Below are 25,299 nucleotides of genomic sequence, written 5' to 3'. Positions count from 1 at the left end.
TGGCAAGAGCCTGCCCGGTCCTCGGAACCCTGAGGCGCCCCGCGCAGGCCGGCACACTTCCCCCGGAGATTCCCATGGCATACAACAAACGCTCGCAGCACATCACGCAAGGCGTGGCGCGCTCCCCCAACCGCTCGATGTACTACGCGCTGGGCTACAAGAAGGAAGACTTCGACAAGCCGATGGTGGGCATCGCCAACGGCCACTCCACCATCACGCCGTGCAACTCCGGCCTGCAACGCCTGGCCGACGCCGCCGTGGCGGCCATCAAGGCCTCCGACGCCAACCCGCAGATCTTCGGCACCCCGACCATCTCGGACGGCATGTCGATGGGCACCGAAGGGATGAAGTACTCGCTGATCTCCCGCGAAGTCATCGCCGACTGTATCGAGACCGCGACCCAGGGCCAGTGGATGGACGGCGTGGTCGTGATCGGCGGCTGCGACAAGAACATGCCGGGCGGCATGATCGCGCTGGCGCGCACCAACGTGCCGGGCATCTATGTGTACGGCGGCACCATCAAGCCGGGCAACTGGAAGGGCAAGGACCTGACCATCGTGTCGTCGTTCGAGGCCGTGGGCGAATTCACCGCCGGCCGCCTGAGCCAGGAAGACTTCGAGGGCGTCGAGAAGAATGCCTGCCCGTCGTCGGGCTCGTGCGGTGGCATGTACACCGCCAACACCATGAGCTCCTCGTTCGAGGCGCTGGGCATGTCGCTGCTGTACTCGTCGACCATGGCCAACCCGGACCAGGAAAAGGTCGACAGCGCCGCCGAATCGGCACGCGTGCTGGTCGAGGCCATCAAGAAGGACATCAAGCCGCGCGACATCATCACGCGCAAGTCCATCGAGAACGCCGTTGCGCTGATCATGGCCACCGGCGGCTCCACCAACGCCGTGCTGCACTACCTGGCGATCGCCCACTCGGCCGAAGTGGAATGGAGCATCGACGACTTCGAGCGCATCCGCCGCAAGGTGCCGGTGATCTGCAACCTGAAGCCGTCGGGCCAGTACGTGGCAACCGACCTGCACCGCGCGGGCGGCATTCCCCAGGTCATGAAGATCCTGCTCAAGGCAGGCCTGATGCACGGCGACTGCCTGACCATCACCGGCCGCACCCTGGCCGAGGAACTGGAAAACGTGCCGGACACCCCGCGCGCCGACCAGGACGTGATCATGCCGATCGAAAAGGCGCTCTACAAGGAAGGCCACCTGGCCATCCTGAAGGGCAACCTGGCACAGGAAGGCGCCGTCGCCAAGATCACCGGCCTGAAGAACCCGGTCATCACCGGCCCGGCCCGCGTGTTCGAGGACGAGCAAAGCGCCATGGACGCCATCCTGGCCGACAAGATCAACGCCGGCGACATCCTGGTGCTGCGCTACCTGGGCCCCAAGGGCGGCCCCGGCATGCCTGAAATGCTGGCCCCCACCTCGGCCATCATCGGCAAGGGCCTGGGCGAATCGGTCGGCTTCATTACCGACGGCCGCTTCTCGGGCGGCACCTGGGGCATGGTGGTCGGCCACGTCGCGCCGGAAGCGCACGTGGGCGGCAACATCGCGCTGGTGCAGGAAGGCGACTCGGTCACCATCGACGCGCACAAGCTGCTACTGGAACTCAACGTGAGCGAAGAAGAGCTGGCCAAGCGCCGCGCCGCCTGGAAGCAGCCGGCACCGCGCTACACCCGTGGCGTGCTGGCCAAGTTCGCCAAGCTGGCTTCGACCGCCAGCAAGGGCGCTGTGACGGACTGAGGCTGCGGCTTCATCGCCAGAAGGACAAAAGCCCGCGAGCAATCGCGGGCTTTTTTTATGGTGCAGCGCAGACGCAAACACCCGCGCGATTGGATCCTTCACATTCCGCCCGGATCCCGCTCGATTTCTTCCAGCGTGGCGTCCAGCCATTCCACCAGCCGGGCCTCCATCGCCTGCGTCAGTTCCGCCGCCAGTTGCGCGGTCAGCGGGGCCAGGCGCGATTGCAGCGTGGCTTCGGTATGGGCCTCCACTACCTGCGGCCATTCGGTGCGAAACCGCATCATCACGCGGGTCAGCAGCTCGCTGCGCACGGCGCGCAGCTCGTCCGGGCTGGGCGGCGGGCTGGCGTGGTGCGTGGCGTGCGAGACCGAGTAGGCGCCATCCTGGGTCGACGGGGTTGGCTGGTGCAGCGCCGGGATCTCGGGCGCGGGAATGCCGTCGCCGGTCTCACGGGGCATGACGACATGGGTGACCGGGCCAGGCCAGGTCATGTCATGCACGGGCTGGGCATGGCCTGGGCCGCCAGCGCCGGAATCCGACCACGCGACCGCTTGCGTGGCCGCGGTCGGCGTCGCATCCGGCGCCGTTTGCCTGGCACCGTCGGTGGGCAGGTCGATCACCTCCGTCAGCAGTGGAATGCTGTCGTTGGGCCCGATGCGCGGGATCACCCGCGAGGTGGTGCGTTCGGTCATGCGGCATCCCCCTTACCCTGTGTTGCCTGGCCGGCCTGGGCGATATCGTGGTGCGCCAGCGGATAGCCGCGCTCGCGGTACAGGCGAAAGCGCTCGCGCCCGGCGGCACGGTCGTCGGCGTCGCTGCCGACCACCTCGATCATGCGCTCGAAGCTGGCGAACTGCGCCGGCGGCTCGGCGCTAAGATTGATCAGCAGCTGATGGTGCGGAGCCTGGTCCAGCGCGGCCGCCAACACGATCGGCGTCACCCCGGCGTTCGGGCTGTCCACGCCGCAATGCGGCAGGAAATCCAGCGCGGAGAACGTCCACAAGCGCGCATCGAGCTGCGCCAGCTGCTCCGGCGCGCCATGCACCACCAGTTTCTGGCCGGCGCCGTACGCCTTGCGGATCAGCCGGCAAGCGTAGCCGAGCTTGTCGGGCACGTTGCTGTGGAAATCGATACGCGTCATGGTTGAAAGCAATCCTGTGAGAATGAAGCTAAACAGGGACGGACCCGCGCAGATGCCGGCGCCGGCCCGTCCCTGCTGTCAAGCATCAAGCTTAACCATCCAGCTTCAGCCAGCGCGGTCCATCAGGAACTGCGCCAGCAGGGGCACCGGGCGGCCGGTGGCGCCCTTGGCGGCGCCGCTCTTCCAGGCCGTGCCGGCGATGTCCAGGTGGGCCCAGTCGTACTTCTCGGTATAGCGCGCCAGGAAGCAGGCGGCGGTCACGCTGCCGGCCGGGCGGCCACCGATATTGGCCATATCCGCAAAGTTGGACTTCAGCTGGTCCTGGTAGTCATCGTCCAGCGGCATGCGCCAGGCGGTGTCCATGGCCTTGCGGCCGGCTTGCAGCAGTTGGTCCGCGAGGCCATCGTTGCGCGCGTACAGGCCGCTGTTGACGTGGCCCAGCGCGATGATGCAGGCGCCGGTCAGGGTTGCCACATCCACCACGGCGGCCGGCTTGAAGCGCTCCACATAGGTCAGCGCGTCGCACAGGACCAGGCGGCCTTCGGCGTCGGTGTTGAGGATCTCGATGGTCTGGCCGGACATGCTGGTGACCACGTCGCCGGGCTTGGTGGCGTTGCCGGATGGCATGTTCTCGCAGGTGGGAACCACCGCGATCACGTTCAGCTTGAGGCCCATCTCGGCCACCGCCTGCAGCGTGCCCAGCACCGAGGCGGCGCCGCACATGTCGTACTTCATCTCATCCATGCCCTCGCCGGGCTTGAGCGAGATGCCGCCGGTATCGAAGGTGATGCCCTTGCCCACCAGCACCACCGGCGCCTGCTTGGCCGAGGCGCCGTCGTAGCGCAGCACGATGAACTGGGGCGGCTCCACCGCGCCCTTGGTGACCGCCAGGAAGGCGCCCATCTTCAGGGCCTCGAGCTGCTTGCGGCCCAGCACTTCCACCTTGAGCTTGTGGCGCTTGGCGATGCTGCGCGCGGTATTGGCCAGGTAGGTCGGCGTGCAGATGTTGGACGGCAGGTTGCCCAGGTCCTTGGTCAGCTCCATGCCGTTGGCGATGGCCGCGCCGCGGACCACGGCCTGGGCGGCCGGCTTGGCGTCAGCAGCGTCCACGGTAAGCACCACCTTGCGCAGGCCGGTGAGCTTGTCGGCGCCGTTGCCGTTGCCCTTGGTACTGGCGTTGGCGCGCTTGAGGCCCGGATGGCGCTCCAGCAGGCGGTAGCCCGCCTCGCGGATCAGGGTGACGGTGGTGATCAGGCGCCAGGCCAGGTCGCGGGCGTTGCCAGCTTGCTGCGGGGCCTGCTGCTGGGCCAGGCACCACAGCACATTGGCGGCGCGCGTGCCGGACAAGGCACGCAGCGCGGTGCGCACCGCCTCGGCGAACGCCTTGTCGCCGAACTCGGCTTCCTTGCCAAAGCCCACCAGCAGCACGCGGGCAGCACCCACGCCGGCCACTTCGTGCAGCATCAGCTGGGTACCGCGCTTGCCTTCGAAATCGCCCAGCTTGACGAGCCGGGAGACCAAACCCTTGGTTGCCACGTCGAGCGCCTTGGCCACACCGGCCAGGCTCTGTCCTTCAAACAGGCCCACCACCAGACAATCGGTCTTGGTTGCCAGGAAACCATTTTGGCCCGCTTTGCTCCAATCCAAGGCTTTTGTGCTAAATTCCATCGCGCTTCCTTCCAGGGGCTTGTCCACCACGAAAGCTCCTATTATCCGCGATTTGCCGCCGCCGGTCCGCTATGCTTGCTAGCAAGCCCCCCGGCACCGACATCGCCCGCGCCGGCCGGCAGCCCGGAACCGACTCCGCATGATCTTTCAACAAGCCTTGCGTCGCGAGCTCGCATACACCGCCGGCGCGGTGTTTCTGGTCATGCTGACCTTCATGCTGACCTCGCTCGTGATCCGTATTCTCGGCATGGCCGCCAATGGCCAGGCCAGCCCCAATGACGTCCTGATGCTGATCGGCCTGGCCACCATCGGCTACCTGTCGATCCTGCTGTCCGCCACCCTGTTCATCTCCACCCTGATCGTGCTCACGCGCTGGTACAAGGACTCGGAGATGGTGGTGTGGTTCTCGGCCGGCATCTCGCTGCGCGACCTGGTCAAGCCGGTGCTGCAATTTGCCGCGCCCTTCATCATCATGTCGCTGCTGCTGGGCATGTTCGCCTGGCCGTGGGCCAACCAGCAAAGCGCGCTGTTCCGCGACCGCTTCGAGCAGCGCGGCGTGCTGTCCATGATTGCCGCCGGCCGCTTCATCGAGCCGGCCAAGGGCAATTACGTCCTGTTCATCGAAGGCATCGACGCCGACATGAAGCACGCGCGCAACGTCTTCGTGGCCAACGCCGAGGCCGACAAGATCGGCGTGGCGCTGGCCCACCAGGGCCAGTTCCAAACCATGCCCAACGGCGACCGCATGGTGGTGATGGAAAACGGCCGCCGCTATGCCGGCACGCCGGGCAAGATCGACTACCGCATCGTCGAATTCGACCAGTACGCGGTCAAGGTGGACAACAAACCACCTGAATCGGACGCCAACCTGCCGACCAAGAGCCGCGACACCATCGACCTGCTGCGCAACCGCACCAACGAGAACCTGGGCGAGTTGCTGTGGCGCCTGTCGCTGCCGCTGCTGGCCTTCAACTTTGTGCTGATCGCCATCCCGCTTGCCTACGTCAACCCGCGCCTGGGCCGCTACACGCCCCTGGTCTTCGCGGTGCTGATCTACCTCACCTACAGTAACGTGATCAATCTCTCGCAGGCCTGGGTGCGCTCCGGCTCCATCCCGTTCGCGTTGGCCTGGTGGCCGTTCCACCTGATCGCCCTGCTGGGCGCGGTGATGCTGTTCCGCTACCGCCAGAACCGCAGCCTGGGTGGCTGGCGTGCGGTCTTCGGCCTGCCCCGCAAGGGTGGCGCCCGGGAGAACCAGGCATGAAGGTATTGCGCGTCTACGAGCGTTATTTCGCGCGGCTGATCTACGGCGTCTTTGCCTTCATCCTGTTTGCGGTGCTGGCGCTGTTCGTGTTCTTCGACATGCTCAGCGAGCTGGAGAGCGTGGCCGGCCGCTACACCTCGCTGGTGGCGTTCTTCCACGTCATCCTGCAGGCGCCCACCCGCATCTATGAGGTGCTGCCGATCGCCGTGCTGATCAGCGCCATCTATGTGTTCTCGCAACTGGCCAGCCAGTCCGAGTACACCATTTTCCGGGTGGCCGGCCTGAATACGCGCCAGGCGCTGTTCTCGCTGTTCAAGCTGGCGATTCCGCTGGCCATCGCCACGTTTATCTTCGGCGAGTTCATCGGCCCCAAGGCCGAGCAGTACGCGCAGAAGGTCAAGCTCGAAGCACTGGGCGCCACGGTGTCGGCGGGCTTTCGCTCCGGCGTGTGGGTCAAGGACCGCGACCGCGATGCCTCCAAGGGCCATGAGGTCACGCGCTTCGTCAACGTGGCCGGCCTGCGGCCCGACCAGAGCATCACCGGCGTCACCATTTACGAGTTCGACGACCAATACCGCCTGAGCGTGATCCGCGTGGCCAAGGAAGGCCGCTACGAGGGAGGCCAGTCCTGGCAGCTCACCGGCGTGACCGAGACCCACTTCCTGGAGCTGCCCAAGGGCGAGCCCGGCAAGGCGGACGCCCTGGCACCGGCCTTCCGCGGCGAGCAGCAAAGCGTGCCCACCATGGCCATGCGCTCCGAGCTGACGCCGCAGATCCTGTCGGTGCTGCTGGTGGAGCCGGAGCGGATGTCCACGGTGGACCTGTTCCGCTATATCCGCCACCTGCGCGACAACAAGCAGGACACCCAGCGCTACGAGATCGCCTTCTGGAAGAAAGTGATCTACCCGCTGACCCTGTTCGTGATGGTGGCGCTGGCCCTGCCCTTTGCCTACCTGCACGCGCGAGCCGGCGCGGTGGGTGTGAAGGTGTTCGGCGGCATCATGCTGGGGCTGTCCTTCCACTTGTCCAACACCCTGTTCTCGCACGTTGGGCTGCTGCATACCTGGCCGCCCATCGTCTCGGCGCTGATCCCCGGCACGCTGTACCTGCTGGTGGCGCTTGGCGCGTTGCGCTGGGTGGACCGGCATTAAGCAGCCAGCCAGCGCAAGCATTAAGGCTCGAAGATGAATACCACGCCCCTTCCCCGCCAGGCCATGGTGCTGTTCGGCCATGGCGCGCGCGATGCGCGCTGGCGCGAGCCGTTTGACCGGCTGCACGCCAGGCTGACAGCCATGCTGCCGGATTGCGCGGTGCGCCTGGCCTTCCTGGAACTGATGACGCCTTCGCTGCCGGATACGCTGGCGGCGCTGGCCGCCGGGGGCGTTACCGACATCAATGTGGTGCCGGTGTTCTTTGGCCAGGGCGGGCATCTGCGGCGGGACCTGCCGGCCTTGCTGGATGATTGCCGGGGCAAGCTTCCGGGGGTGACGATCCGCTGCGCGGCGGCTGTCGGCGAGGATGACAGCGTGCTGGATGCGATTGCGGCTTATTGCGCGGCGACGCTCAGCAGCGCGGAACAGCGCACCTGAGACATCGAACGAAGCCGAAGAACGGGCCAAAGCCGCGCGCCATGACGCCGGCTTTCACTCCCTCGCCCCTCAGGGGGAGAGGGCCGGGGAGAGGGGTGGCTTAGCTAGGAGCCACTTGAAACGAAGCCCGCGGTGTTTTCCAGCACGACGGCGTAACGAGCGCCCGCCCTCTCCCCCGGCCCCTCTCCCGCAAGCGGGAGAGGGGAGCAAACCAGCGCAGCCCGAAAGCTCACAAGCGCACAAGCACACAAGCACAAAGAAAAAGCCGGGCAACGCAACGTTGCCCGGCTTTTTCATTTGGCGCACCCAGCACTTCAGGCCGCGCGAGTCCGCGCGTATGCAACGTCGCCATCCACATCCTGCGGCACCACCTCGCTAGCCCGCGAGGCCAGCGCTTCGCCGATCATCAGCAGGCTGGGATGCACCGGATTGATCCAGGCCGCCGCCTCGCCCGCCGCCATCTGCCGCAGCGTGAACTGGCGGCTGCGCTGGTGCGCCGAGGTAGCGGCCTCGACCACCCAGGCGGGCGTGGACGCCGGCTTGCCGTGCGCGATCAACTGCGCGRCGATGGATGCCGCCTGGTCGCGACCCATGTAATACACCACCGTATCGGCCTTGACATCCGCCTCCACGTCGATCGTGTCGGCCGCCTTGGATTGCGTCGCAAACGCCACGCTGCGCGACACGCCGCGCTTGGTGAGCGGCTTGCGGATCGCGGAAGCGGCCGCCAGCGCGGCGGTGATGCCCGGCACGACCTCGTACTCGATGCCGGCTTCTTCCAGCGCCTGCAGCTCCTCGTCGGCGCGGCCGAACAGCATCGGATCCCCGCCCTTCAAGCGCACCACGCGCTCGAACTTGCTGGCCTGGTCCACGATCTGGCGGTTGATGAACAACTGCGCGGTGGAGCGTTGGCCGCAGCGCTTGCCCACCTCGATCAGCTGCGCCTGCGGACACCATGCCAGCATCTCGGGCGAAACCAGCGCATCGTGCAGCACCACCTGGGCTTCGCCCAAAAGCCGTGCACCGCGCACCGTAATGAGGTCCGCGGCGCCGGGACCCGCGCCGATCAGATAGACCTTGCCCATGCCATGCTCCTTCGCGCTCACTGGATCGATTTGTCTATGCACTCGCCTTAAGCGAACGCACGGATCATGCCAGCGGCCACGGTGTGGTTGGTGGCTTCGTCGATCAGCACGAACGCGCCGGTTGCCGGGTTGTCGCCATAGTTGTCGCAGACGATGGGCTTTTGCAGCGAGATCTGCACCGAGCCGATATCGTTCAGGCCGATCTCGTGGCGGTCGGTCTCGTGCAGCAGCGTATGCACGTCCAGCACGCGATCCACCGACGACACGCGCGCGAACACGCTAGCCGTGGTGTGCTTGAGCACATATTTGCGGGCCGGATTGAGCGATTCATCGTCGAACCAGCACAGGTCGGCGGTCAGCTTCTTGGCCGAAACGCTGTCCGCGGCGGCAGCCACGAACATATCACCGCGTGACACATCCACGTCTTCCGACAAACGCACCGTCACCGTCTCGCCCACACTGGCCGATTCGGCCACGCCGTTGGGCGTCAGCACTTCCGCCACCAGCGCATCGCGGTTGGCCGGCAGCACGCGCAGCTTCTGGCCCACGCGCACGGTGCCTGCCTCGACCCGGCCGGCATAGCCGCGGAAGTCGTCAGCCTGGGCGCCGTCCTGGCGGATCACCAGCTGCACCGGGAAACGCAGCGCGGCGTCGCCTTCGGGTGCGGGTTCTTCCACCGGCAGGGCTTCCAGCAGCGGCAGCAGCGGCTCGCCCTGGTACCACGGCATGGCCTGGCTGGCGTTGACGATATTGTCGCCACGCAGCGCCGACACCGGCACGTAGCGCACATCCTTCAAACCCAGCTGGCTGGCCAGCTCGGTGTAGGCGGCGCGGATCTGGTTGAAGCGCTCCTCGCTGAACTCCACCAGGTCCATCTTGTTGATAGCCACGATCACGTGTTGCAGTTCCAGCAGCTTCAGGATGGCCGAATGGCGCTTGGTCTGCGCCAGCAGCTCGGCGCGGCCGTCGGTCACGGTCACGCGGGTGGCGTCGACCAGCACGATGGCGGCGTGCGCTGTGGACGCGCCCGTCACCATGTTGCGGGTGTACTGCTCATGCCCCGGCGTGTCCGCGATGATGAACTTGCGGCGTGCGGTGGAGAAATAGCGGTAAGCCACGTCGATGGTGATGCCCTGCTCGCGCTCGGCTTCCAGGCCATCGGTCAGCAGCGAGAAATCGATCTGCTCGCCGGCGGTACGCTTGTTCTTGGCGTTGGTCAGCGCGGTCAGCTGATCGGACAGCACAGCCTTGCTGTCGTACAGCAGGCGGCCAATCAGGGTGCTCTTGCCATCGTCGACCGAACCCGCGGTGATAAAACGCAGCAGGCCTTGGTGTGTTGCTTGGGTGCTCATTTCAAATCCTATCTTCGTCCCTCTCGCAGCGCTCGCTCCGGCGCATAGGCGGGAGGCAGCGCTAGGCGCGTGAGGGCGACGTGTACATTGGTACACGAGCACTCTCGCAACGACGCGATGTGCCCGCCTATGCGTCCGGGTTAGAAGTAGCCTTCTTTTTTGCGGCGTTCCATCGACGCTTCGCTGGTCTGGTCGTCCATCCGCGTCGCACCGCGCTCGGTGATCTCCGTCACCGCCGTCTCGGCGATGATCTCGATCGGCGAGGCCGCAACGCTGGCCACCGGGCAGGTGCAGCTGATGTCGCCCACGGTGCGGAAGCGCACCGAGATCACTTCGCTGACGTCGCCGTCTTGCTTCGGCGTGATCGGCGTGACCGGTACCAGCAGGCCGTTCTTCTTCACCACTTCGCGCTGGTGCGCGTAGTAGATCGGGGGCAGCTCAAGCTCTTCGCGGGCGATGTATTGCCACACGTCCAGCTCGGTCCAGTTGGAGATCGGGAACACGCGCATCTGCTCGCCGGCCGCCATGCGGGCGTTGTACAGGCTCCACAGTTCCGGGCGCTGGGCCTTCGGGTCCCATTGGCCGAACTCGTCGCGGAAGGAGAAGATGCGTTCCTTGGCACGCGCCTTTTCTTCGTCGCGGCGGGCGCCGCCCATCAGGGCGTCGTACTTGTTGGCTTCGATGGTTTCCAGCAGCGTCACGGCTTGCGCGGCATTGCGCGAGTCGGTTTCCTTGCGCAGGCGCACGGTGCCGCGCTTGATGGAATCTTCCACACGGCCCACCACCAGGCGCGCGCCAAGCTCGGCCACGCGCTGGTCACGGAAGCGGATCACTTCCGGGTAGTTGTGGCCGGTGTCGATATGCACCAGCGGGAACGGCAGTTCGGTCTTGCGGTCGCCCAGGCGGAAGGCCTTGAGCGCCAGGTGCAGCATGACGATGGAGTCCTTGCCGCCCGAGAACAGCAGCGCCGGGTTGCGGCACTCCGCCACCACCTCGCGGATGATGTAGATGGATTCCGCCTCGAGCTTGTCGAGGTGATCGTTTTGCACTTGCAGCAGGTGCGCCACTTCCGGCGCGCCGGTCAGTTCGTTCATGATGCCCATTTCGTCTGGCCTCAATGCTTGATGTTCTGTTCGTGAAGCCCGCACTCTTTCGAGTCCTTGCTCTCCCACCACCACCGGCCGGCGCGTACATCCTCGCCAGCGCGCACGGCACGCGTACAAGGCTCGCAGCCGATGCTGGGGTAACCCTTGGCATGCAGCGCGTTGACCGGCACGTTGTGGCGCTTCAGGTAAGCCCACACCTCGGCCTCGCTCCAGTCGGCGAGCGGGTTGAACTTGGGAATGCCGCGTGCCTCGTCCATTTCCTCGAACGGCAGCTCCGAGCGCGTCACCGCCTGCTCGCGGCGCTGGCCGGTCAGCCAGGCGTCCGCGTGGGACAGCGCGCGGTTCAGCGGCTCCACCTTGCGGATGCCGCAGCAGTTCTTGCGCAGGTCCACGCTGTCGTAGAACGCGTTCAGGCCATGGTTCTTCAGGTAGTTCTCCACCGCCTCGGGGTCCGGCGTGAAGCGCTCGATGTCGTAGCCGTAGTGCGCCTTGACCTCATCGAGCACCGCCAGCGTCTCGGCATGCAGGCGCCCGGTTTGCAGCGTGAACACGCGGATGCCGGCGCGCACGGCCTCGGTGCCACGCAGGATGGCATCGGTCACCACCATGTCTTCGGCCGCCAGGCTGGACGCAAAGCGGGCACGGAAAAAGCGGCCGGCGATCTGCGCCAGGCGCAGGCCCAGCTCACGCTCCTTGGCCTCCAGATCCGCCACGCTGCCGGTGTACGCCGGCGCGGTCCACAGCGCCGGGGGGCGCAGTGACGAGACCGGAGCCTCGACGATTGCAATCTCGCTCATGCCGTTTCCTTGCCCAGCGCTTCGGCGCGGTTGCGGCGGAACAGCGGCAGCGGCTCATCCACCGATGCCTGGTAGGCCACGGTGAACTCGGTGAAGCCCTTGATGGCATCGTCGATGTTCTTGTCCGCGCGCACCGCGAAGGCGTCAAAGCCGCAGCGCTTCATGAAGTTCAGCTGGTCGCGCAGCACGTCGCCAATGGCGCGCAGCTGGCCGGTCCAGTTGTAGCGGGTGCGCAGCAGGTAGGCCGTGGAAAAACCACGGCCATCGCGGAACACGGGGAAATCCACCGCCACCACGGCCACGCTGGCAAACGCAGCCTGCGCGTCGGCCGGCTCGTCTTCCGGCGCCAGCCAGATGCCGGTGATGTCGGCAGCGCGGCCAGCCAGCACGCCGTCCTTGTGCGCCAGCCATGCGGTCAGCGGGAACAGCACAGCGTCCTTGCCTTGCGCGGCGGCGACGATCTGCTCTTCCGTCAGGGCCGCGCCCTCGGCACCGCGCAGCACCGTCCATGCGTCGTCGATGATGACCGGAACCGGGTTGGCGCCTTCGCCGCGTTGCAGTTGAATAATCTTTGCCATGTCGTTATCTCCGGTGCTCAGGCTTCGGCGCGTTCGCGTTGTTTGTCGGCGTAGACGCGTTCCTTGAACGGGGCGATGCCGATACGGCCCAGCACGTCGATGAAGCGTTCGTCGTCATGGCGGTTGGCCACATAGGTGTCGATGATGTGCGACACCACGTCCGGCATTTCCTCAGCCTTGAACGACGGGCCAATCACCTTGCCGATGGCGCTCTTGTTGCCTTGCGCGCCACCCAGCGTGACCTGGTACCACTCCTCGCCGTCCTTATCCACGCCCAGCACGCCGATGTTGCCAACGTGGTGGTGGCCGCAAGCGTTGATGCAACCCGAGATATTGAGCGAGATCTCGCCCAGGTCGTGCACGTAGTCCAGGTTGTCGAAACGCTCCTGGATAGCCAGCGCGATGGGGATCGACTTGGCATTGGCCAGCGAGCAGAAATCGCCGCCCGGGCAGGCGATGATGTCGGTCAGCAGGCCGATGTTGGCGGTAGCCAGGCCGCCCTTCTTGGCCTCTTGCCACAGCGCGTACAGGTCGCGCTTCTTCACGTCCGGCAGCACCAGGTTCTGCTCGTGCGCCACGCGCAGCTCGCCGTAGCCGTAGCGGTCGGCCAGGTCAGCCACCAGGTCGATCTGCGCATCGGTGGCATCTCCCGGGGGCGATGCCGGGCCGGGCTTGGTCGACAGCGTGATCGCCGCGTAGCCCGGCACCTTGTGCGCATGCACGCTGCGGCTCACCCAGCGGGCAAAAGCCTTGTCTTCCAGCAGGTGCTTTTCATACGAAGCGTCGGTGTCCGGCAGCTTGTCGTAGGCCGGGGGTGCGAAGTACTGCGCCACGCGGTCGAACTCGGCCTGCGTGATGGTGGCGGGACCATCCTTGCTGTGCTGCCATTCTTCCTCGACTTCCTGCGCGAACTTCTCCGCGCCGATGGCCTTCACCAGGATCTTGATACGCGCCTTGTACTTGTTGTCGCGGCGTCCATAGCGGTTGTACACGCGAATGGCCGATTCCACGTACGACAGCAGATGCTGCCAAGGCAGGTCTTCCTTGATCACCGAACCCAGGATCGGGGTGCGGCCCAGGCCGCCGCCGGCCAGGATGCGCAGGCGCGTTTCGCCCTCGGCGTTGCGGTAAGCGTAGATGCCGATATCGTGCATCTGCACCACGGCACGGTCATCGGCCGAAGCGGAGATGGCGATCTTGAACTTACGCGGCAGGAACGCAAATTCCGGCTGGAACGTGCTCCACTGGCGCAGCAGCTCAGCCAGCACGCGCGGGTCCACGGACTCATCGGGCGTGACGCCAGCGAAGTGATCGGTGGTGATGTTGCGCACGCAGTTGCCGGAGGTCTGGATGCCGTGCATCTCGACGCTGGCGAGTTCGGCCAGCACGTCGGGCACGCGCTCCAGCTCCATCCAGTTGTACTGGATGTTCTGGCGGGTGGAGAAGTGGCCATAGCCGCGGTCATACTCGCGCGCGATATGGCCCAGCATGCGCATCTGCTTGCTCGACAGCAAACCGTACGGAATCGCCACGCGCAGCATGTAGGCATGGCGCTGCATGTACAGGCCGTTTTGCAGGCGCAGCGGCAGGAACTCTTCCTCGGTCAGTTCGTCGGACAGGCGGCGGCGCACCTGGTCACGGAACTGGGCTACGCGTTCGTTGACGATGCGCTGGTCGTATTGGTCGTACTGATACATGGTGTGGGTCCGTTCAGTATTCGTTAAATTCAGGAGACGAGCTTGATGGCCACCAGCGTCAGCGTGGTAGCCAGCGCGGCACGCACCAGCCGCTCGGGCAACGCCCGCGACAGTTGCGCGCCCAGCCAGATGCCGGGGATCGAGCCCACCAGCAAGGCCAGCAAAAGGGTCCAGTTCACCGTGCCCAGCCACACATGGCCCAGGCCGGCAAGCGCCGTCAGCGGGACGGCGTAGGCGATATCGGTGCCCGCCACTTCGGCAGGCTTCATGCGGGGATAGAGCAGCAGGATCAAGGTGGCGCCCACCGCACCGGCGCCGATCGAGGACACCGTCACCAGCACGCCGATCACGGCGCCCACCACGATGGTGGCAATGGTCTGGGCACGGCCTTCAAGCTGGAATTTGGGGTTGCGGGACAGCCACGCCAGCATCTGCTTGCGGAACAGCAGCGACAAGACCGTCAGGATCACCGACACGCCGATGGTCATGCGGATGGCGTGCAGCCACTGCGCGTTAAGCTCGCCGGCGCTCTTGAGCACCAGGATGGCCACCACCGCGGCCGGCAGGCTGCCAATGCACAGGCGGCGCACCACCTGCCACTGCACGTGGCCGTGGGCGCGGTGCGCCAGCGTGCCGAAACCCTTGGTGATGGCGGCAAAAGCCAGGTCCGTGCCAACCGCCGTGGCCGGCGAAAAGCCGAACAGCAGCGTCAGCAGCGGCGTCATGAGCGAACCCCCGCCTACCCCGGTCAGACCGACGAGGACGCCTACTAGCAGACCGGAAACGGTATAGGCAAGAGACATTGGGGTTCACCGGGCCGGTAAGCGCCCGTTGCTGCCTAAAAGTGAGGCAAGCACACGGAGGTTCCGACCGTTCATTAACAAAGTTCGAGAATCGTAATAAACTGCCCTCATATCTCAAACTAATAAGAAGTTGTTTGTTTATACGAACACAGTTATATGAACCTGCATCAGTTCCGCTTTGTGCGCGAAGCCGTACGTCAGAACTACAACCTGACCGAAGCCGCTAAAGCGCTCTACACGTCACAACCCGGTGTCTCCAAGGCCATCATCGAGCTGGAAGAAGAGCTCGGCGTGGACATCTTTACCCGCCACGGCAAGCGCATCCGCAGCCTGACGGAGCCCGGCCGCCGCATCCTGGAGTCGGTAGAAAAGATCCTGCAAGAAGTGGAAAGCCTGAAACGCGTAGGCAAGGACTACGCCGCCCAGGACCAGGGCAACTTCACCATCGCCACCACTCACACGCAGGCGCGCTACGCCCTGCCCCGGGTGATCGCGGAGTTTACCAAGCGCTACCCCAAGGTGCGCCTGTCCATACAACAGGGCAATCCCGCCCAGATCGCCGACATGGTGCTGCACGACCACGCCGACATCGGCATCGCCACCGAAGGCATCTCGGCCGACAAAAACCTGATCTCCCTGCCCGGCTACCAATGGCAGCACGTGGTCGTCATGCCCCCCGACCACCCCCTGCTAGAAAAGAAGCACCTGGCGCTGGAAGACCTGATGGGTTACCCACTCATCACTTATGATCCCAACTTCGCCGGCCGCCCCAAGATCGATAAAGCCTTCGAGCTGCGCCACCTCAAGCCCGACATCATCCTGGAAGCCATCGACGCCGACGTCATCAAGACCTATGTGGAAATCGGCCTGGGCGTGGGCATCGTCGCCGGCGTCGCCTTTGACGCCGAGCGCGACCGCAACCTGCGCGGCATCCCCGCCGGGCACCTGTTCGGCACCAATGTGACGCACCTGGCTGTAAAGCAAGGCGCCTACCTGCGCAGCTTTGTGTATACCTTTATTGAGCTGTTCTCCCCAACGCTCAACCGCAAGCTGGTAGAACAAGCCATGTCGGGCGACCACGAAGCCTACGAACTCTGACGCACTACCCCTACCCAATCCTGCGCGGCTGACCATATAGAGACAGAGAGACAGCCATCAGCCGCGCCATGCCAGCCCCGCCACGGCGCCCCGGATGCAACCGGCGCGCGGCAGGGACGGATCACCTTGAATGGCCAACCCCGGTTGACCAGACTTATCAGCACAACGCAGCACAACCCATTGGCCGCCCCAGGCAGCCAGAAAGACCCTATGACAGAGCAAGCCACCATCCACTGGACCGAAAACGGCGAAGAACGCAGCGCAAACTGGCAATCCGAAGCCGGCACGCCCCCGCCCAAGCGCGTCGTCATCGCTGACGACACCACCACCGGCGACACCGCCTACCGCCTCGCCTGCGAAGGCACCGCCATGCTCTGGCGCGGCGACTTCCAAAACGCCCGCCAGCTGCTCCAGGCCCTGGCCCGCCGCGCCGACAAGCCCAAGAAAGCCGCCAAGGCATCCAAGGTGCCCAAGGCCAAGCCCACCCCCACCGAAGCCTTCCACCTGCACCGCCAGGCCCAGTCCCAGCGCGCCCGCACGCTCTCCATGCTGCTGCTGCCCTTTGACGCCGACCACCTCGTACCCCTGCGCCGCTCCCCCGACGTGCGCGAAGCCTGCCTCGAAGCCTACGGCGAGGTCGACGCCCCCTACGTGGCATCCATGCGCGAACTACTCGGCCTGATCGGCGCCCACGAGTGGCGTAAAAAAGGCGTGGAAATCCCCGCCCTGGCCGAACGCATCCACCCCTACTACGGCGTGTTCTCCCCCGTGCGCGGCGAATACATCGACCTGGTGGCCAAAGCCCAGCTACCCGCCGGCGCCCTCAACCTCGCCTTCGACATCGGCACCGGCACCGGCGTGCTGGCCGCCCTGCTAGCCCAGCGCGGCGTCAAGCGCGTGATCGCCACCGACATGGACCCGCGCGCACTCGCCTGCGCCAGTGACAACATCCACCGACTGAAGGCCGCTGCCCAGGTCGAAGTGGTGGAAGCCGACCTCTTCCCCGAAGGCCGCGCCCCGCTGGTGGTGTGCAACCCGCCGTGGGTGCCGGCACGCCCCAACTCGCCGATTGAACGCGCGGTGTATGACCCGGACTGCCAGATGCTGAAGGGCTTCATCGCCGGGCTGGCCGATCACCTGGAGCCCAAGGGCGAAGGCTGGCTGCTGCTGTCGGACCTGGCTGAACACCTGGGCCTGCGCACGCGGGACCAGTTGCTGGGCTGGATCGATGCGGCCGGGCTGAAGGTGCTGGGGCGGCTGGAGGTAAAGCCCAACCACCCGAAGGCTGCGGACATGACCGACCCGCTGCATGCTGCGCGTGCGGCTGAGGTGACTTCGTTGTGGCGCTTGGGTATCAAGTAAGCTGCGGCCGATAAACCGGGCGACGCTCGTCGCCTGGGTTCAAAGACACCAGAGCCGTTTCACCCTCCGCTCTGTTGTCTCCCCTCTCCCGCCTGCGGGAGGGGCGGGGGAGAGGGCGCGAGCCAGCAAGCGCGACACCCATCCAACCTGCGAAGGCCCCTCCCCGGCCCCTCCACACGGCGCGCGCACTCAAAACGCGATAGGCGGATCAAAGGCATCGATCTCCGTCACCCAGCCCTCCCTCTCCCCACATCGGACGCGTGAAGCCGGTATCGCCTTCGCAGCCTGCTGGACAAGCACGCACCTTTCCCCCGGCAGAAGGTATCCGATGGATGGACGCTCCGGAAGCATCATGTCTTCCATTCCGCCATACAAAGGCATGCGCTGAGACACGGTATGGACCGTTAGTCCCAGTCTGTATCCGCCGAACGTGAAAAGCAGAAGGCCGGCTGCGGCAAGAATAGATAAGAGGCCCAGGATACGTTTCATACCGACTCCTACCAGTCGGCAGAGGCGCCACCCTGATGCCCTTCCTTATAGAACCGCTTCTTAACGAATCGATTCGATTTACTGAGAACCGCCAGCAAATCGGCTGGCGAAACCGGAGTCGGCAATCCACGAGGATCGTGAGCCAGGATACCAACCAGTTCCAGCACGTCTGCGACGTTCGTACTGCAAGAATTGGAAAATAGACTGTATTTCGCATCTTCCAAAACCCGTCGCTCCAACTCATCTCGGATAATCAGCTTCTCTCGTTCGGATACCCATAGCAGGACTCCTACGGCATCACGAATCTTTGCGTTGCCTCGCAGATACGCCATCATGGAACCTTTGAAGTACTTGCTATGCGCACGACTGTAAGCCACGCCGTCGATTTCGATCGCGGCATGACCAAACTGCGATCCGATTCGATGCAACATGCTATCAAAGATCACAACTTCAACAAACTCGCGGTCAACGTGAATCGGCTTTACTGCATTGGCGGCCGAAGGCGTCGTCGTGCGGCTTGCTACTGGAATGAGTGTCTTGCCGCTGGAGGGAGAAACCAGTCTATCTGCCATTCCTCAGCCCTCCACATAGATCTTTACTGCTTCGGCTTGCGCGGCGGTTGACAAGAGATGCGTGCGGCCGCTGGAATCTGTTCGTCCGAACTCGATTGCGCCTCCTTCTCGAACAATTGCGTACTCGGTGTTCTGTAGGGGTTCGCCGGAGCTTCTATCGAGCAACAGATACAAATCATCGCGCTCTCCATTCGAAAACGAAGGCACCATCGCGCCATCTTTCCCGGCACAAACCGATGCCGCATCGCATTGCTCTACATCGGCGAATCCCCCCACCGAAGAAATGAGGATCGCACCACAGGCAGTTCTCATGCCGTGCAGCGCAACAGGAGTTCCAGCGTCGCCAATTGCGAATGAAATATCCCCCTCGATAATCGGAAACGCTCCGCCACATCTCGGACATTCGACAAGATGTCCAAGACCAGCGACCGGAACACCGTCGATTTTGAAATCAAGAAACCCCTAGATCACCGTGCCGTTATGATTGGTCCTGTCGCCTACGCGAATAATTCCACTGTACATTTTAATCCACTCCTTATCCAGTAATGATTGGCGCCCACAGATCGCATCACCCATATAATGGCAATAGCACAACGAAAAATTCCTAGGAAATCTCTGCAAAATAGTTGAGAAATTTCCCAATCTTGATGGATGGCGTTCGCTCCTCAATCCACCCAATTTAAGCGCCCCCCCAAAAAGCCGCGATTGATCGGCGCAAGGTATTGACAGGCAAGGAGATTTGAGAGGCCGCCGCCCTGCTTGCGCAAGCAGGGCGGCGGCCAATAGAGGATCGTTTCTCGATCTTCGCTTGGCTCTCATGCTCCTGCCCAATGTGTTCGCTGCGCTTTCCCAATACCTGCATACCAAGGTCTTTCAAGACCATGCCCGCCATCCTGAATGTCCCGCCGCTTTCACCCGTCATCGCAAGCTCACCCTGCCCCACCGCTTGGCAACTTGCGCATGGGCATGCAAGCCGAACTCGAAACGTGCACGAGAACGAAGAACGCCAGATCCTGTTCGAGTATCTGGACCGCCTGCAATCCGACGACTTGCTCTTGCTCGACCTCGGCTACCCCGCTCGCTAGCTGGTGGCCGTGCTCAACGAACGAAAAATCCCTTTCTGCATGCGCGCCGACGGCAGCGGTTTTACCGCCGTGCGACACTTCGTCCGCTCCAGCCGCGACGAGGCCATCGTCACGCTCCCGACTCCAGCCCACAATGACGCGCACTACTATGAGTGTGCGGCTACCAGCAGACCATCCGGCTGATCCGGCAGATTTCGCCAGCCGGTAAGGTGCGCGTGCTGAACACCAATCTGCTCGACATGCACCGCTATCCGGCTGCCACCTTCCGCGATCTCTATCACCGGCGCTGGCGCCTGGAGGAGGCGTTTAAACGTCTCAAACACCGCATGGCACTCGAACACCTGTCCGGCCTCTCACAGTTGGTCGCTAGGCACGACTTCGATGCCAAAATCCTGATCGACAACCTCCACACCCTCTGCTGCCCTGGCGCCACACAGGAACATGACGTCGAGGCGAACGATCGGATCAACCGTTCCTACGCCATCACCGCCCCCAAGCCTGTCCTGTCAGCGGCGCTGCTCGGCTTGCGCTGGGCCAAGGCTGCTCTGAACGGGACCTTGCACTTGGTTGCACACGTACCCATCGCGTGCGACCGGATCGCCCTAAGCCACGTCCGCCTCGCCACAAACCTCATCGACATGCCGCCTACAAGGCTTGTTGAGGCTTAACTTGGGTGGATTGAGGATGGGCCCCGCATCAAGGGCGCCAACCTCCGCGCACCAGGTGCAGATCTACGGCAATTTCGCCCTTACGCGATCCAGCCAGGTCGGCGGTAGGTCCACGACGCCATTATTTTCGGTCGCCCCCAAATCGTATTGCACGAAAATTGGCTTCCAAATCAGATTCCTATGCGGTTCAGGTTCAATATATGTGCGCTCGGCCAGTAACTCCCCAGTGCGCGCCTCATACAGGCGAAATAGCGCGCCGTACTCGCGTGGCAGAAAGCAGGTTTCACCTATGTACTGGCCTGTAGGGGAACGTTCTCGCTCGCATTGATACCGGGCTGATCGGTTCATTGCGTTGCAGCCATAAATCAGCGAGCTGACCAGAGCTACGAGAATGACCAGCAACTTAGCCAGAAATTTAACGAGGCGCATCATAGCTCAAACTCCACTATGATCGGATTTAGAAGATGCAAGACCATCCGGTCTGAATACAGGATCGGGTCGCCCAAGGATTTCAGGCATGCCCGGACCCGCCACGCGGACAGTACCATTGGAAGCCGATGGCAAACGAATACCCATGCGAAAACGCTCCGCCGCAGGTGAAGTTGCAAGATCCGCAAGGCCATGAGGCTTGAACCTGATGTACCTTGCGCCAGTGCTGGCGCATAGATCCGCAAGTGATTTTCACAAGTACCAGGAAGGTATCCTGCAGCGAGAAGCGCTATGCCGCAATCGGACAAGTACGAAATTCGATGAGAAATTTGGCGTTGAAGGCGGCTATGAAACGATCAGAAAAGCGGCTACCGTTCAGTTAATTCAGCACACTGCGGGTGCTCAGGCGCGAGCCGCGCATGCTGCACCATTGAGGATGTGGAAGCGTTCTAGCTTCCTACGGAACACCCTGCCACCCTCCTCCGCGACCGCGCCATCGCCGCCCACACCGCCACAACCGAAGGCGCCTGTGCACCCGCCGACATCGCGCATCGAAAGACGCTTCCGGCGTTTCGCGAATGGCTGAACGCGCCCGTCAAGATTCGCTTGTTGTGGAGTTCGATCTATGAAAACAGGCACCAAAATCAAGGCCGAACCTCGCAAAGCCGAACCTCGGCTACGTTCGGCGATCAGGCTGGCGGCGCTCGCCGCCGCTGCTGTATGTCTTGTTCTCTATGGCTTGGATGTTAGAGACAGATCCACTGCGCACGAATGCAAGCGGGAGAATTCTGGCGACTACATCGGTGAAACCTGCTATCTAGCGCGAGAGTACGGCACTTTGTTTCGCCTTTATGCTGCGCGTAGCGATGAATTACTCGCAGAACGCACGTACCTTGACCCCGACGCTCCGCGCCTACTTTGGTTTCACGATCATGTGCTGTATGACATCGGCGCGCGCGATGGCAAGGGCTATGTGACATTGCCCCCGACGCGTTGGGACTGGCTACGGGCTAGACTCCCGTAGCGAACGAAGGCGCCTGCTTCCGTTCGTGGAATGACAGCCGTGAACCGACTGTTTGGGAGGGGGCACAGGAGCGACACGCGCCGAACCTATGCAGCCCCTCCTCCCCCTACCTCAAAGCAACCCCTGCACCCGATTCAAAGCCGCATCCAACTGCTGCTTCAACGGCGTCAGCAAGCAATGCAGGCCGTGACTGTCTTCCACCTCGTCACTGTCGTAATCCAGCAATCTCAGAACGGAGCCAAGGCCTGCGCTAACGCGTAGCAAGTCGGCACAGCTTTCCTGCGCGATGCCTTGGGCGTCGTTGCGCAGGGCATCTAGTTGATAGGCTAGTTCCTGGACGCTTAGCTTTGTGGGGGTGTCTGCTGGGAAGGTGATGCGCATCAGGTCGGCGAGCAGGTCGGATTGCCGGGAGAGGGTGAGCGTGCGCTCGGGGTACTGCGAGGGGCTGGACTGATCGATGTGAGCGGAGGAGTTGGACATTGCGGTTCCATAGAAAAATTAGCCGCGTGCGGCGGCTGGTCGCCTATGCTTTCGCAGGTTTCCACTCCTGGTCACCTTTGTTTGAGGTGAGTAAGGATTGTCGGGGAGGTTTGGGGAGGATGTCAATCCGGAGTGGACTTGCGCCGTGGGCGGCTTCTGCTATCCGGTAATGTGATCGCGCGATGGCGTTTGTAGCAGTCGCTCGCCAGCCCCGTGCTGATGCCTGTTCTTAATCGAAGGGAAGCAACGAGTCAACGTCCGGATTCGACTTGGCGACCGTTCCCGTCGCGATTATCGAATGATCTTTGTTCGCTGCAACGCTGTCATCGCTCCCAGTTTGGTGGGAGGAGTCTTGCTCGATGATTGGACAGACCGATCTTGTGGCCACCAGCAATTTCGGAAGATCAGATGCGTTGACCGATTGAACCCACAGCAGATCGCCGGCAATGTACGCCAACTGTCGAGTACTCAGCGGTTTGCGCATGATTTCTATCAGCCCCCCTAAATCCGGGTTGACTCGTTTGCTTCCAAATGCCAGTGTCTTGGCTAAATCTGTTTCCTAGAGAGCACGAATGCGATTGCAATCCATTTCGATCCGAAATTTTCGCTGCTACCGTGACGAAATCACGGTGGCCCTGTCCGATCTGACGACTTTCGTTGGAAAAAACGACATCGGGAAGTCTACCGTCCTTGAAGCACTCGAAATTTTCTTCAACAACGAGACAGTAAAGATCGATGGCAACGATGCCAACGTCTACACCGGCGACAAGACAGTCGCCATCACTTGCGAGTTTTCCGAGCTACCCGCTACCTTGACCCTCGATGCCGGCGCGGAGACGACACTGGCTGCAGAATATCTGCTCACTGCCAATGGAACGCTGAAGATCCGCAAGGCCTTTGACTGCAGCAAGAAAGCGGTCTCCGCCGAAGTCTCAATCCTAGCGACCCACCCGACCGCTTCGGGCGTCGCAGATCTGCTCGATCTGAAGGAACGCGACCTACAACGGCGCGTGGAAGATCAAAAACTATCTGTTGCACGCAAGGGCAATCCCGGTATGCGCCAAGCGCTCTGGGCAGCGGCCGGTGACCTAAAATTAGCTGAGGTCGAGATCCACGTCACGAAACCGAAGGAGGACAGCAAGCGCATCTGGGACCAGATCGAACCGCATCTGCCTCTCTTCGCGCTCTTTCAGAGCGATCGCAGCAGCCGGGATTCCGATGGCGAGGTGCAGAATCCAATGAAAGCGGCTGTCGCCGCTGCAATTGCGGAAGTGCAGGATGACATCGAACGCATTCAGTTGAAGGTTCGTGAAAAAGCGGAACAAATCGCCAGAACCACACACGAAGCACTGAAGACCATCGATCCGAATCTCGCCAGCGAATTGACACCTCAATTTGCACCACCGACGGCATCCAAATGGACCGGTCTCTTCTCTGTAAGTCTCGATACTGACGACGGCATTGCGCTGAATAAGCGTGGCAGCGGGGTTCGCCGCCTCATTCTGGTTAGCTTCTTCAAAGCCGAGGCAGAACGCAGACTGCGCAGCGGCACCACCCGCAACATCATTTATGCAATCGAGGAGCCTGAGACGGCCCAGCACCCCAACAATCAGCGCATTCTCATCGAGTCGTTCAAGGCCCTAGCAAGTGAACCGGGGTGCCAGATCATTCTTACCACCCATAGCCCCGGTTTTGCTTCCGAACTGCCCACGGAAAGTATCCGTTTCGTGACGCGCGGCGACGGCTTGAATCCGCAGATCCAGGCGGGTGCGGACGTCTTTGGCAATGTAGCAGAGACGCTCGGTGTCGTCCCAGACAGCCGCGTGAAGGTACTGCTCTGTGTCGAGGGCCCGACAGATATCGTTGCGCTGAAATGCCTAAGCCGCGCGCTGCATGCAGCCGACCGAAACCTGCCGAATCTCGAGACCGATCCGCGTGTGGCATTCGTACTCCTAGGCGGCTCAACCCTAAAGCACTGGGTCGCGGCACACTACCTGCGCCGGCTCAACCGTCCTGAAGTTCATATCTACGACAGCGACGTCGCCAGCTATGCCGAGTCAATCAATGCCGTTAACCAACGCAAAGATGGCTCCTGGGGAGTGCTGACCGCCGAGCACGAGATCGAGTGCTACCTCCATCCCGACGCGATCCGAGAGGCCTTCGGGGTCGATGTAGCCGTTGCAGATCAGCCCGATGCTGCCGGCAAAGCAGTGCCCAAGTTGTTTGCGGAAGTATTCTCCGCCCAGCAAAAGTTCGACGGGGTGATGAAGGACTCGCAAGCGAAGATTCGCTTGGCCGACAAGGCGTTCCCGCTGATGACAGCGGAGCGACTGGCGGCCCGCGATCCGGCTGGGGAAGTGCTCGGCTGGTTACGCAGACTTGGCGCCATGCTTTGACACATCCCAATGACGACATCCAGACCGGCAGTCGCTTTCCGGCCATCAGCGGTCATCGGCTTTAGATTGTGTGACAATTTTTCCCATTGCCTTTGAAGAGAGAGACCTGTGCTCGAACTATCTGTCGACATTTACGCTGAGATAACGCAACGCTGCAGGAAAGGAGATGAGCTTGCCGAGACTGGAAAATTTGTCGAGGCTAAAGACGAGTATATTGCCGCACTCAAACTGCTACCTTCCGACCCCAGAGAGTGGGAGGCGGCCACCTGGATATATGTGGCAATTGGGGACGTTCACTTGCAGATGCACAACTTCGACAAGGCATTCAAATGCTTTTTCAATGCCGTTCAATGTCCGCAAGGCCTAGGTAACCCCTACATCCACCTTCGGCTCGGACAGATGTATTACGAAGAGGAACAGTTTGATAAGGCGGCAGACGAACTGGCACGCGCGTATATGGGCGCTGGCATGGATATCTTCATGGAAGATGACCCGAAGTATCTTGCTTTTCTAGAGACTCGCATCGAGCTCTGAAAGAACGCACAACGCGCCAGGATTGCCGGGAAGCTCCTAGACAAGGTATTACGCAGAGCCGCGCACAACCGGACGGAAAGAGCTTCCAAATTGCCTCCATTGATAGCTCGCAGGTACGGTTTTTGTTCGTCCGTTAAGTCGACAAGAGCCGTCCAGCCCCCAACTGGCGAAGGTCGCCTGCCGGCCGTGGATTCAACGGGTCGATGCAACACTAGACGCTGCGTGAGCAGTGGAGGTGTTGCAAATGAAACAGAGGCGCAGGATCTACTACACCGAGACTCAAAAGGCACTAATGTGGGAGCGGTGGCGCAAAGGTGACACGCTTGCGCAGATT

26 protein-coding genes are annotated in these 25,299 nt (G+C 62.8%); 10 read left to right on the top strand and 16 right to left on the bottom strand.

Annotated elements, in window-relative coordinates; all coding sequences use genetic code 11:
* Positions 1–74: 74 nt before the first annotated feature.
* Positions 75–1,748, top strand: a complete 1,674-nt coding sequence (gene ilvD / locus AC1DQR_RS34910; protein WP_043348892.1) for a dihydroxy-acid dehydratase — start codon at positions 75–77, stop codon at positions 1,746–1,748.
* 98 nt (positions 1,749–1,846) lie between these two features.
* Here the strand turns inward: ilvD and AC1DQR_RS34905 are convergent, their stop codons facing one another.
* The 3 genes from AC1DQR_RS34905 to AC1DQR_RS34895 all read right to left on the bottom strand — a co-directional run bounded on the left by AC1DQR_RS34905 (position 1,847) and on the right by AC1DQR_RS34895 (position 4,557).
* On the bottom strand, positions 1,847–2,440 hold the full coding sequence (locus AC1DQR_RS34905) for a hypothetical protein (RefSeq protein WP_416049486.1): 594 nt from the start codon (positions 2,438–2,440) through the stop codon (positions 1,847–1,849).
* Complete coding sequence (locus AC1DQR_RS34900) at positions 2,437–2,889, bottom strand: DNA polymerase III subunit chi (RefSeq protein WP_477134695.1); 453 nt, start codon at positions 2,887–2,889, stop codon at positions 2,437–2,439. Before AC1DQR_RS34900 ends, AC1DQR_RS34905 begins: the two co-directional genes overlap by 4 nt.
* Before the next feature lie 105 nt (positions 2,890–2,994).
* The gene (locus AC1DQR_RS34895; RefSeq protein WP_477134694.1) at positions 2,995–4,557 is read right to left on the bottom strand and encodes a leucyl aminopeptidase; all 1,563 of its coding nucleotides are present in this window, start codon (positions 4,555–4,557) and stop codon (positions 2,995–2,997) included.
* 139 nt (positions 4,558–4,696) lie between these two features.
* On the opposite strand from AC1DQR_RS34895, the gene lptF reads away from it, so the two are divergent.
* From lptF to AC1DQR_RS34880, 3 genes are read left to right on the top strand one after another with little or no spacing between them, the layout of a single operon-like run.
* Positions 4,697–5,821 (top strand): LPS export ABC transporter permease LptF, encoded by a 1,125-nt coding sequence (lptF, locus tag AC1DQR_RS34890; RefSeq protein WP_150983982.1) that lies wholly within the window; start codon positions 4,697–4,699, stop codon positions 5,819–5,821.
* Positions 5,818–6,972 (top strand): LPS export ABC transporter permease LptG, encoded by a 1,155-nt coding sequence (gene lptG / locus AC1DQR_RS34885; RefSeq protein WP_477134693.1) that lies wholly within the window; start codon positions 5,818–5,820, stop codon positions 6,970–6,972. Before lptF ends, lptG begins: the two co-directional genes overlap by 4 nt.
* Positions 6,973–7,005: 33 nt before the next feature.
* Positions 7,006–7,410 (top strand): sirohydrochlorin chelatase, encoded by a 405-nt coding sequence (locus AC1DQR_RS34880; protein ID WP_416049490.1) that lies wholly within the window; start codon positions 7,006–7,008, stop codon positions 7,408–7,410.
* 314 nt (positions 7,411–7,724) lie between these two features.
* Here the strand turns inward: AC1DQR_RS34880 and cobA are convergent, their stop codons facing one another.
* From cobA to AC1DQR_RS34845, 7 genes are all read right to left on the bottom strand, one after another.
* On the bottom strand, positions 7,725–8,495 hold the full coding sequence (gene cobA, locus AC1DQR_RS34875; RefSeq protein ID WP_477134692.1) for a uroporphyrinogen-III C-methyltransferase: 771 nt from the start codon (positions 8,493–8,495) through the stop codon (positions 7,725–7,727).
* Between the two features lie 47 nt (positions 8,496–8,542).
* Positions 8,543–9,847, bottom strand: coding sequence for a sulfate adenylyltransferase subunit 1 (locus tag AC1DQR_RS34870; RefSeq protein WP_174427935.1), 1,305 nt, complete (start codon positions 9,845–9,847; stop codon positions 8,543–8,545).
* A 140-nt stretch (positions 9,848–9,987) separates the two neighbouring features.
* Positions 9,988–10,950, bottom strand: a complete 963-nt coding sequence (gene cysD, locus AC1DQR_RS34865) for a sulfate adenylyltransferase subunit CysD (RefSeq protein ID WP_416049492.1) — start codon at positions 10,948–10,950, stop codon at positions 9,988–9,990.
* An 11-nt stretch (positions 10,951–10,961) separates the two neighbouring features.
* A complete protein-coding gene (locus AC1DQR_RS34860; RefSeq protein ID WP_416049493.1) occupies positions 10,962–11,750 on the bottom strand; it encodes a phosphoadenylyl-sulfate reductase in 789 nt (262 codons plus the stop codon).
* Positions 11,747–12,328: a DUF934 domain-containing protein gene (locus AC1DQR_RS34855; protein ID WP_416049494.1), complete on the bottom strand. Its 582-nt coding sequence runs from the start codon at positions 12,326–12,328 to the stop codon at positions 11,747–11,749. Before AC1DQR_RS34855 ends, AC1DQR_RS34860 begins: the two co-directional genes overlap by 4 nt.
* Before the next feature lie 17 nt (positions 12,329–12,345).
* Complete coding sequence (locus tag AC1DQR_RS34850) at positions 12,346–14,025, bottom strand: nitrite/sulfite reductase (protein WP_441633205.1); 1,680 nt, start codon at positions 14,023–14,025, stop codon at positions 12,346–12,348.
* A gap of 29 nt (positions 14,026–14,054) precedes the next feature.
* Positions 14,055–14,828, bottom strand: a complete 774-nt coding sequence (locus AC1DQR_RS34845) for a sulfite exporter TauE/SafE family protein (RefSeq protein ID WP_416049496.1) — start codon at positions 14,826–14,828, stop codon at positions 14,055–14,057.
* Between the two features lie 156 nt (positions 14,829–14,984).
* On the opposite strand from AC1DQR_RS34845, the gene AC1DQR_RS34840 reads away from it, so the two are divergent.
* Complete coding sequence (locus AC1DQR_RS34840) at positions 14,985–15,926, top strand: CysB family HTH-type transcriptional regulator (protein ID WP_183036660.1); 942 nt, start codon at positions 14,985–14,987, stop codon at positions 15,924–15,926.
* Between the two features lie 210 nt (positions 15,927–16,136).
* A complete protein-coding gene (locus AC1DQR_RS34835) occupies positions 16,137–17,288 on the top strand; it encodes a 50S ribosomal protein L11 methyltransferase (RefSeq protein ID WP_183036661.1) in 1,152 nt (383 codons plus the stop codon).
* A 189-nt stretch (positions 17,289–17,477) separates the two neighbouring features.
* On the opposite strand, the gene AC1DQR_RS34830 is transcribed toward AC1DQR_RS34835, so the two are convergent.
* Genes AC1DQR_RS34830 through AC1DQR_RS34820 form a run of 3 tightly spaced genes read right to left on the bottom strand, consistent with a single transcriptional unit; the run spans position 17,478 to position 18,793 of the window.
* Positions 17,478–17,777, bottom strand: coding sequence for a hypothetical protein (locus AC1DQR_RS34830; protein WP_477134691.1), 300 nt, complete (start codon positions 17,775–17,777; stop codon positions 17,478–17,480).
* 8 nt (positions 17,778–17,785) lie between these two features.
* A complete protein-coding gene (locus tag AC1DQR_RS34825; RefSeq protein WP_477134690.1) occupies positions 17,786–18,349 on the bottom strand; it encodes a hypothetical protein in 564 nt (187 codons plus the stop codon).
* Between the two features lie 3 nt (positions 18,350–18,352).
* Complete coding sequence (locus AC1DQR_RS34820) at positions 18,353–18,793, bottom strand: PAAR domain-containing protein (protein WP_477134703.1); 441 nt, start codon at positions 18,791–18,793, stop codon at positions 18,353–18,355.
* A gap of 793 nt (positions 18,794–19,586) precedes the next feature.
* Between AC1DQR_RS34820 and AC1DQR_RS34815 the strand changes: the two genes are divergently transcribed.
* A complete protein-coding gene (locus AC1DQR_RS34815; RefSeq protein WP_477134689.1) occupies positions 19,587–20,102 on the top strand; it encodes a transposase in 516 nt (171 codons plus the stop codon).
* 63 nt (positions 20,103–20,165) lie between these two features.
* On the opposite strand, the gene AC1DQR_RS34810 is transcribed toward AC1DQR_RS34815, so the two are convergent.
* A complete protein-coding gene (locus AC1DQR_RS34810; RefSeq protein ID WP_477134688.1) occupies positions 20,166–20,534 on the bottom strand; it encodes a hypothetical protein in 369 nt (122 codons plus the stop codon).
* 622 nt (positions 20,535–21,156) lie between these two features.
* Between AC1DQR_RS34810 and AC1DQR_RS34805 the strand changes: the two genes are divergently transcribed.
* A complete protein-coding gene (locus AC1DQR_RS34805; RefSeq protein ID WP_477134687.1) occupies positions 21,157–21,555 on the top strand; it encodes a hypothetical protein in 399 nt (132 codons plus the stop codon).
* 111 nt (positions 21,556–21,666) lie between these two features.
* Here the strand turns inward: AC1DQR_RS34805 and AC1DQR_RS34800 are convergent, their stop codons facing one another.
* Together AC1DQR_RS34800 and AC1DQR_RS34795 are read right to left on the bottom strand one after the other, a co-directional pair.
* Complete coding sequence (locus AC1DQR_RS34800) at positions 21,667–22,035, bottom strand: DUF1484 family protein (protein ID WP_477134686.1); 369 nt, start codon at positions 22,033–22,035, stop codon at positions 21,667–21,669.
* A gap of 229 nt (positions 22,036–22,264) precedes the next feature.
* Complete coding sequence (locus tag AC1DQR_RS34795) at positions 22,265–22,519, bottom strand: hypothetical protein (RefSeq protein ID WP_477134685.1); 255 nt, start codon at positions 22,517–22,519, stop codon at positions 22,265–22,267.
* 88 nt (positions 22,520–22,607) lie between these two features.
* Here AC1DQR_RS34795 and AC1DQR_RS34790 point away from each other — a divergent pair, with 88 nt between their 5' ends.
* Together AC1DQR_RS34790 and AC1DQR_RS34785 are read left to right on the top strand one after the other, a co-directional pair.
* Positions 22,608–24,431, top strand: coding sequence for an ATP-binding protein (locus tag AC1DQR_RS34790; protein ID WP_477134684.1), 1,824 nt, complete (start codon positions 22,608–22,610; stop codon positions 24,429–24,431).
* A 108-nt stretch (positions 24,432–24,539) separates the two neighbouring features.
* Positions 24,540–24,965: a tetratricopeptide repeat protein gene (locus AC1DQR_RS34785; RefSeq protein WP_477134683.1), complete on the top strand. Its 426-nt coding sequence runs from the start codon at positions 24,540–24,542 to the stop codon at positions 24,963–24,965.
* Positions 24,966–25,299 lie beyond the last annotated feature (334 nt).

It is taken from the genome of Cupriavidus sp. 05L411 (assembly GCF_056398045.1).
The sequence above is the reverse complement of the archived record's forward strand: the minus strand, read 5'-3'. Positions and strand labels throughout refer to the sequence as shown.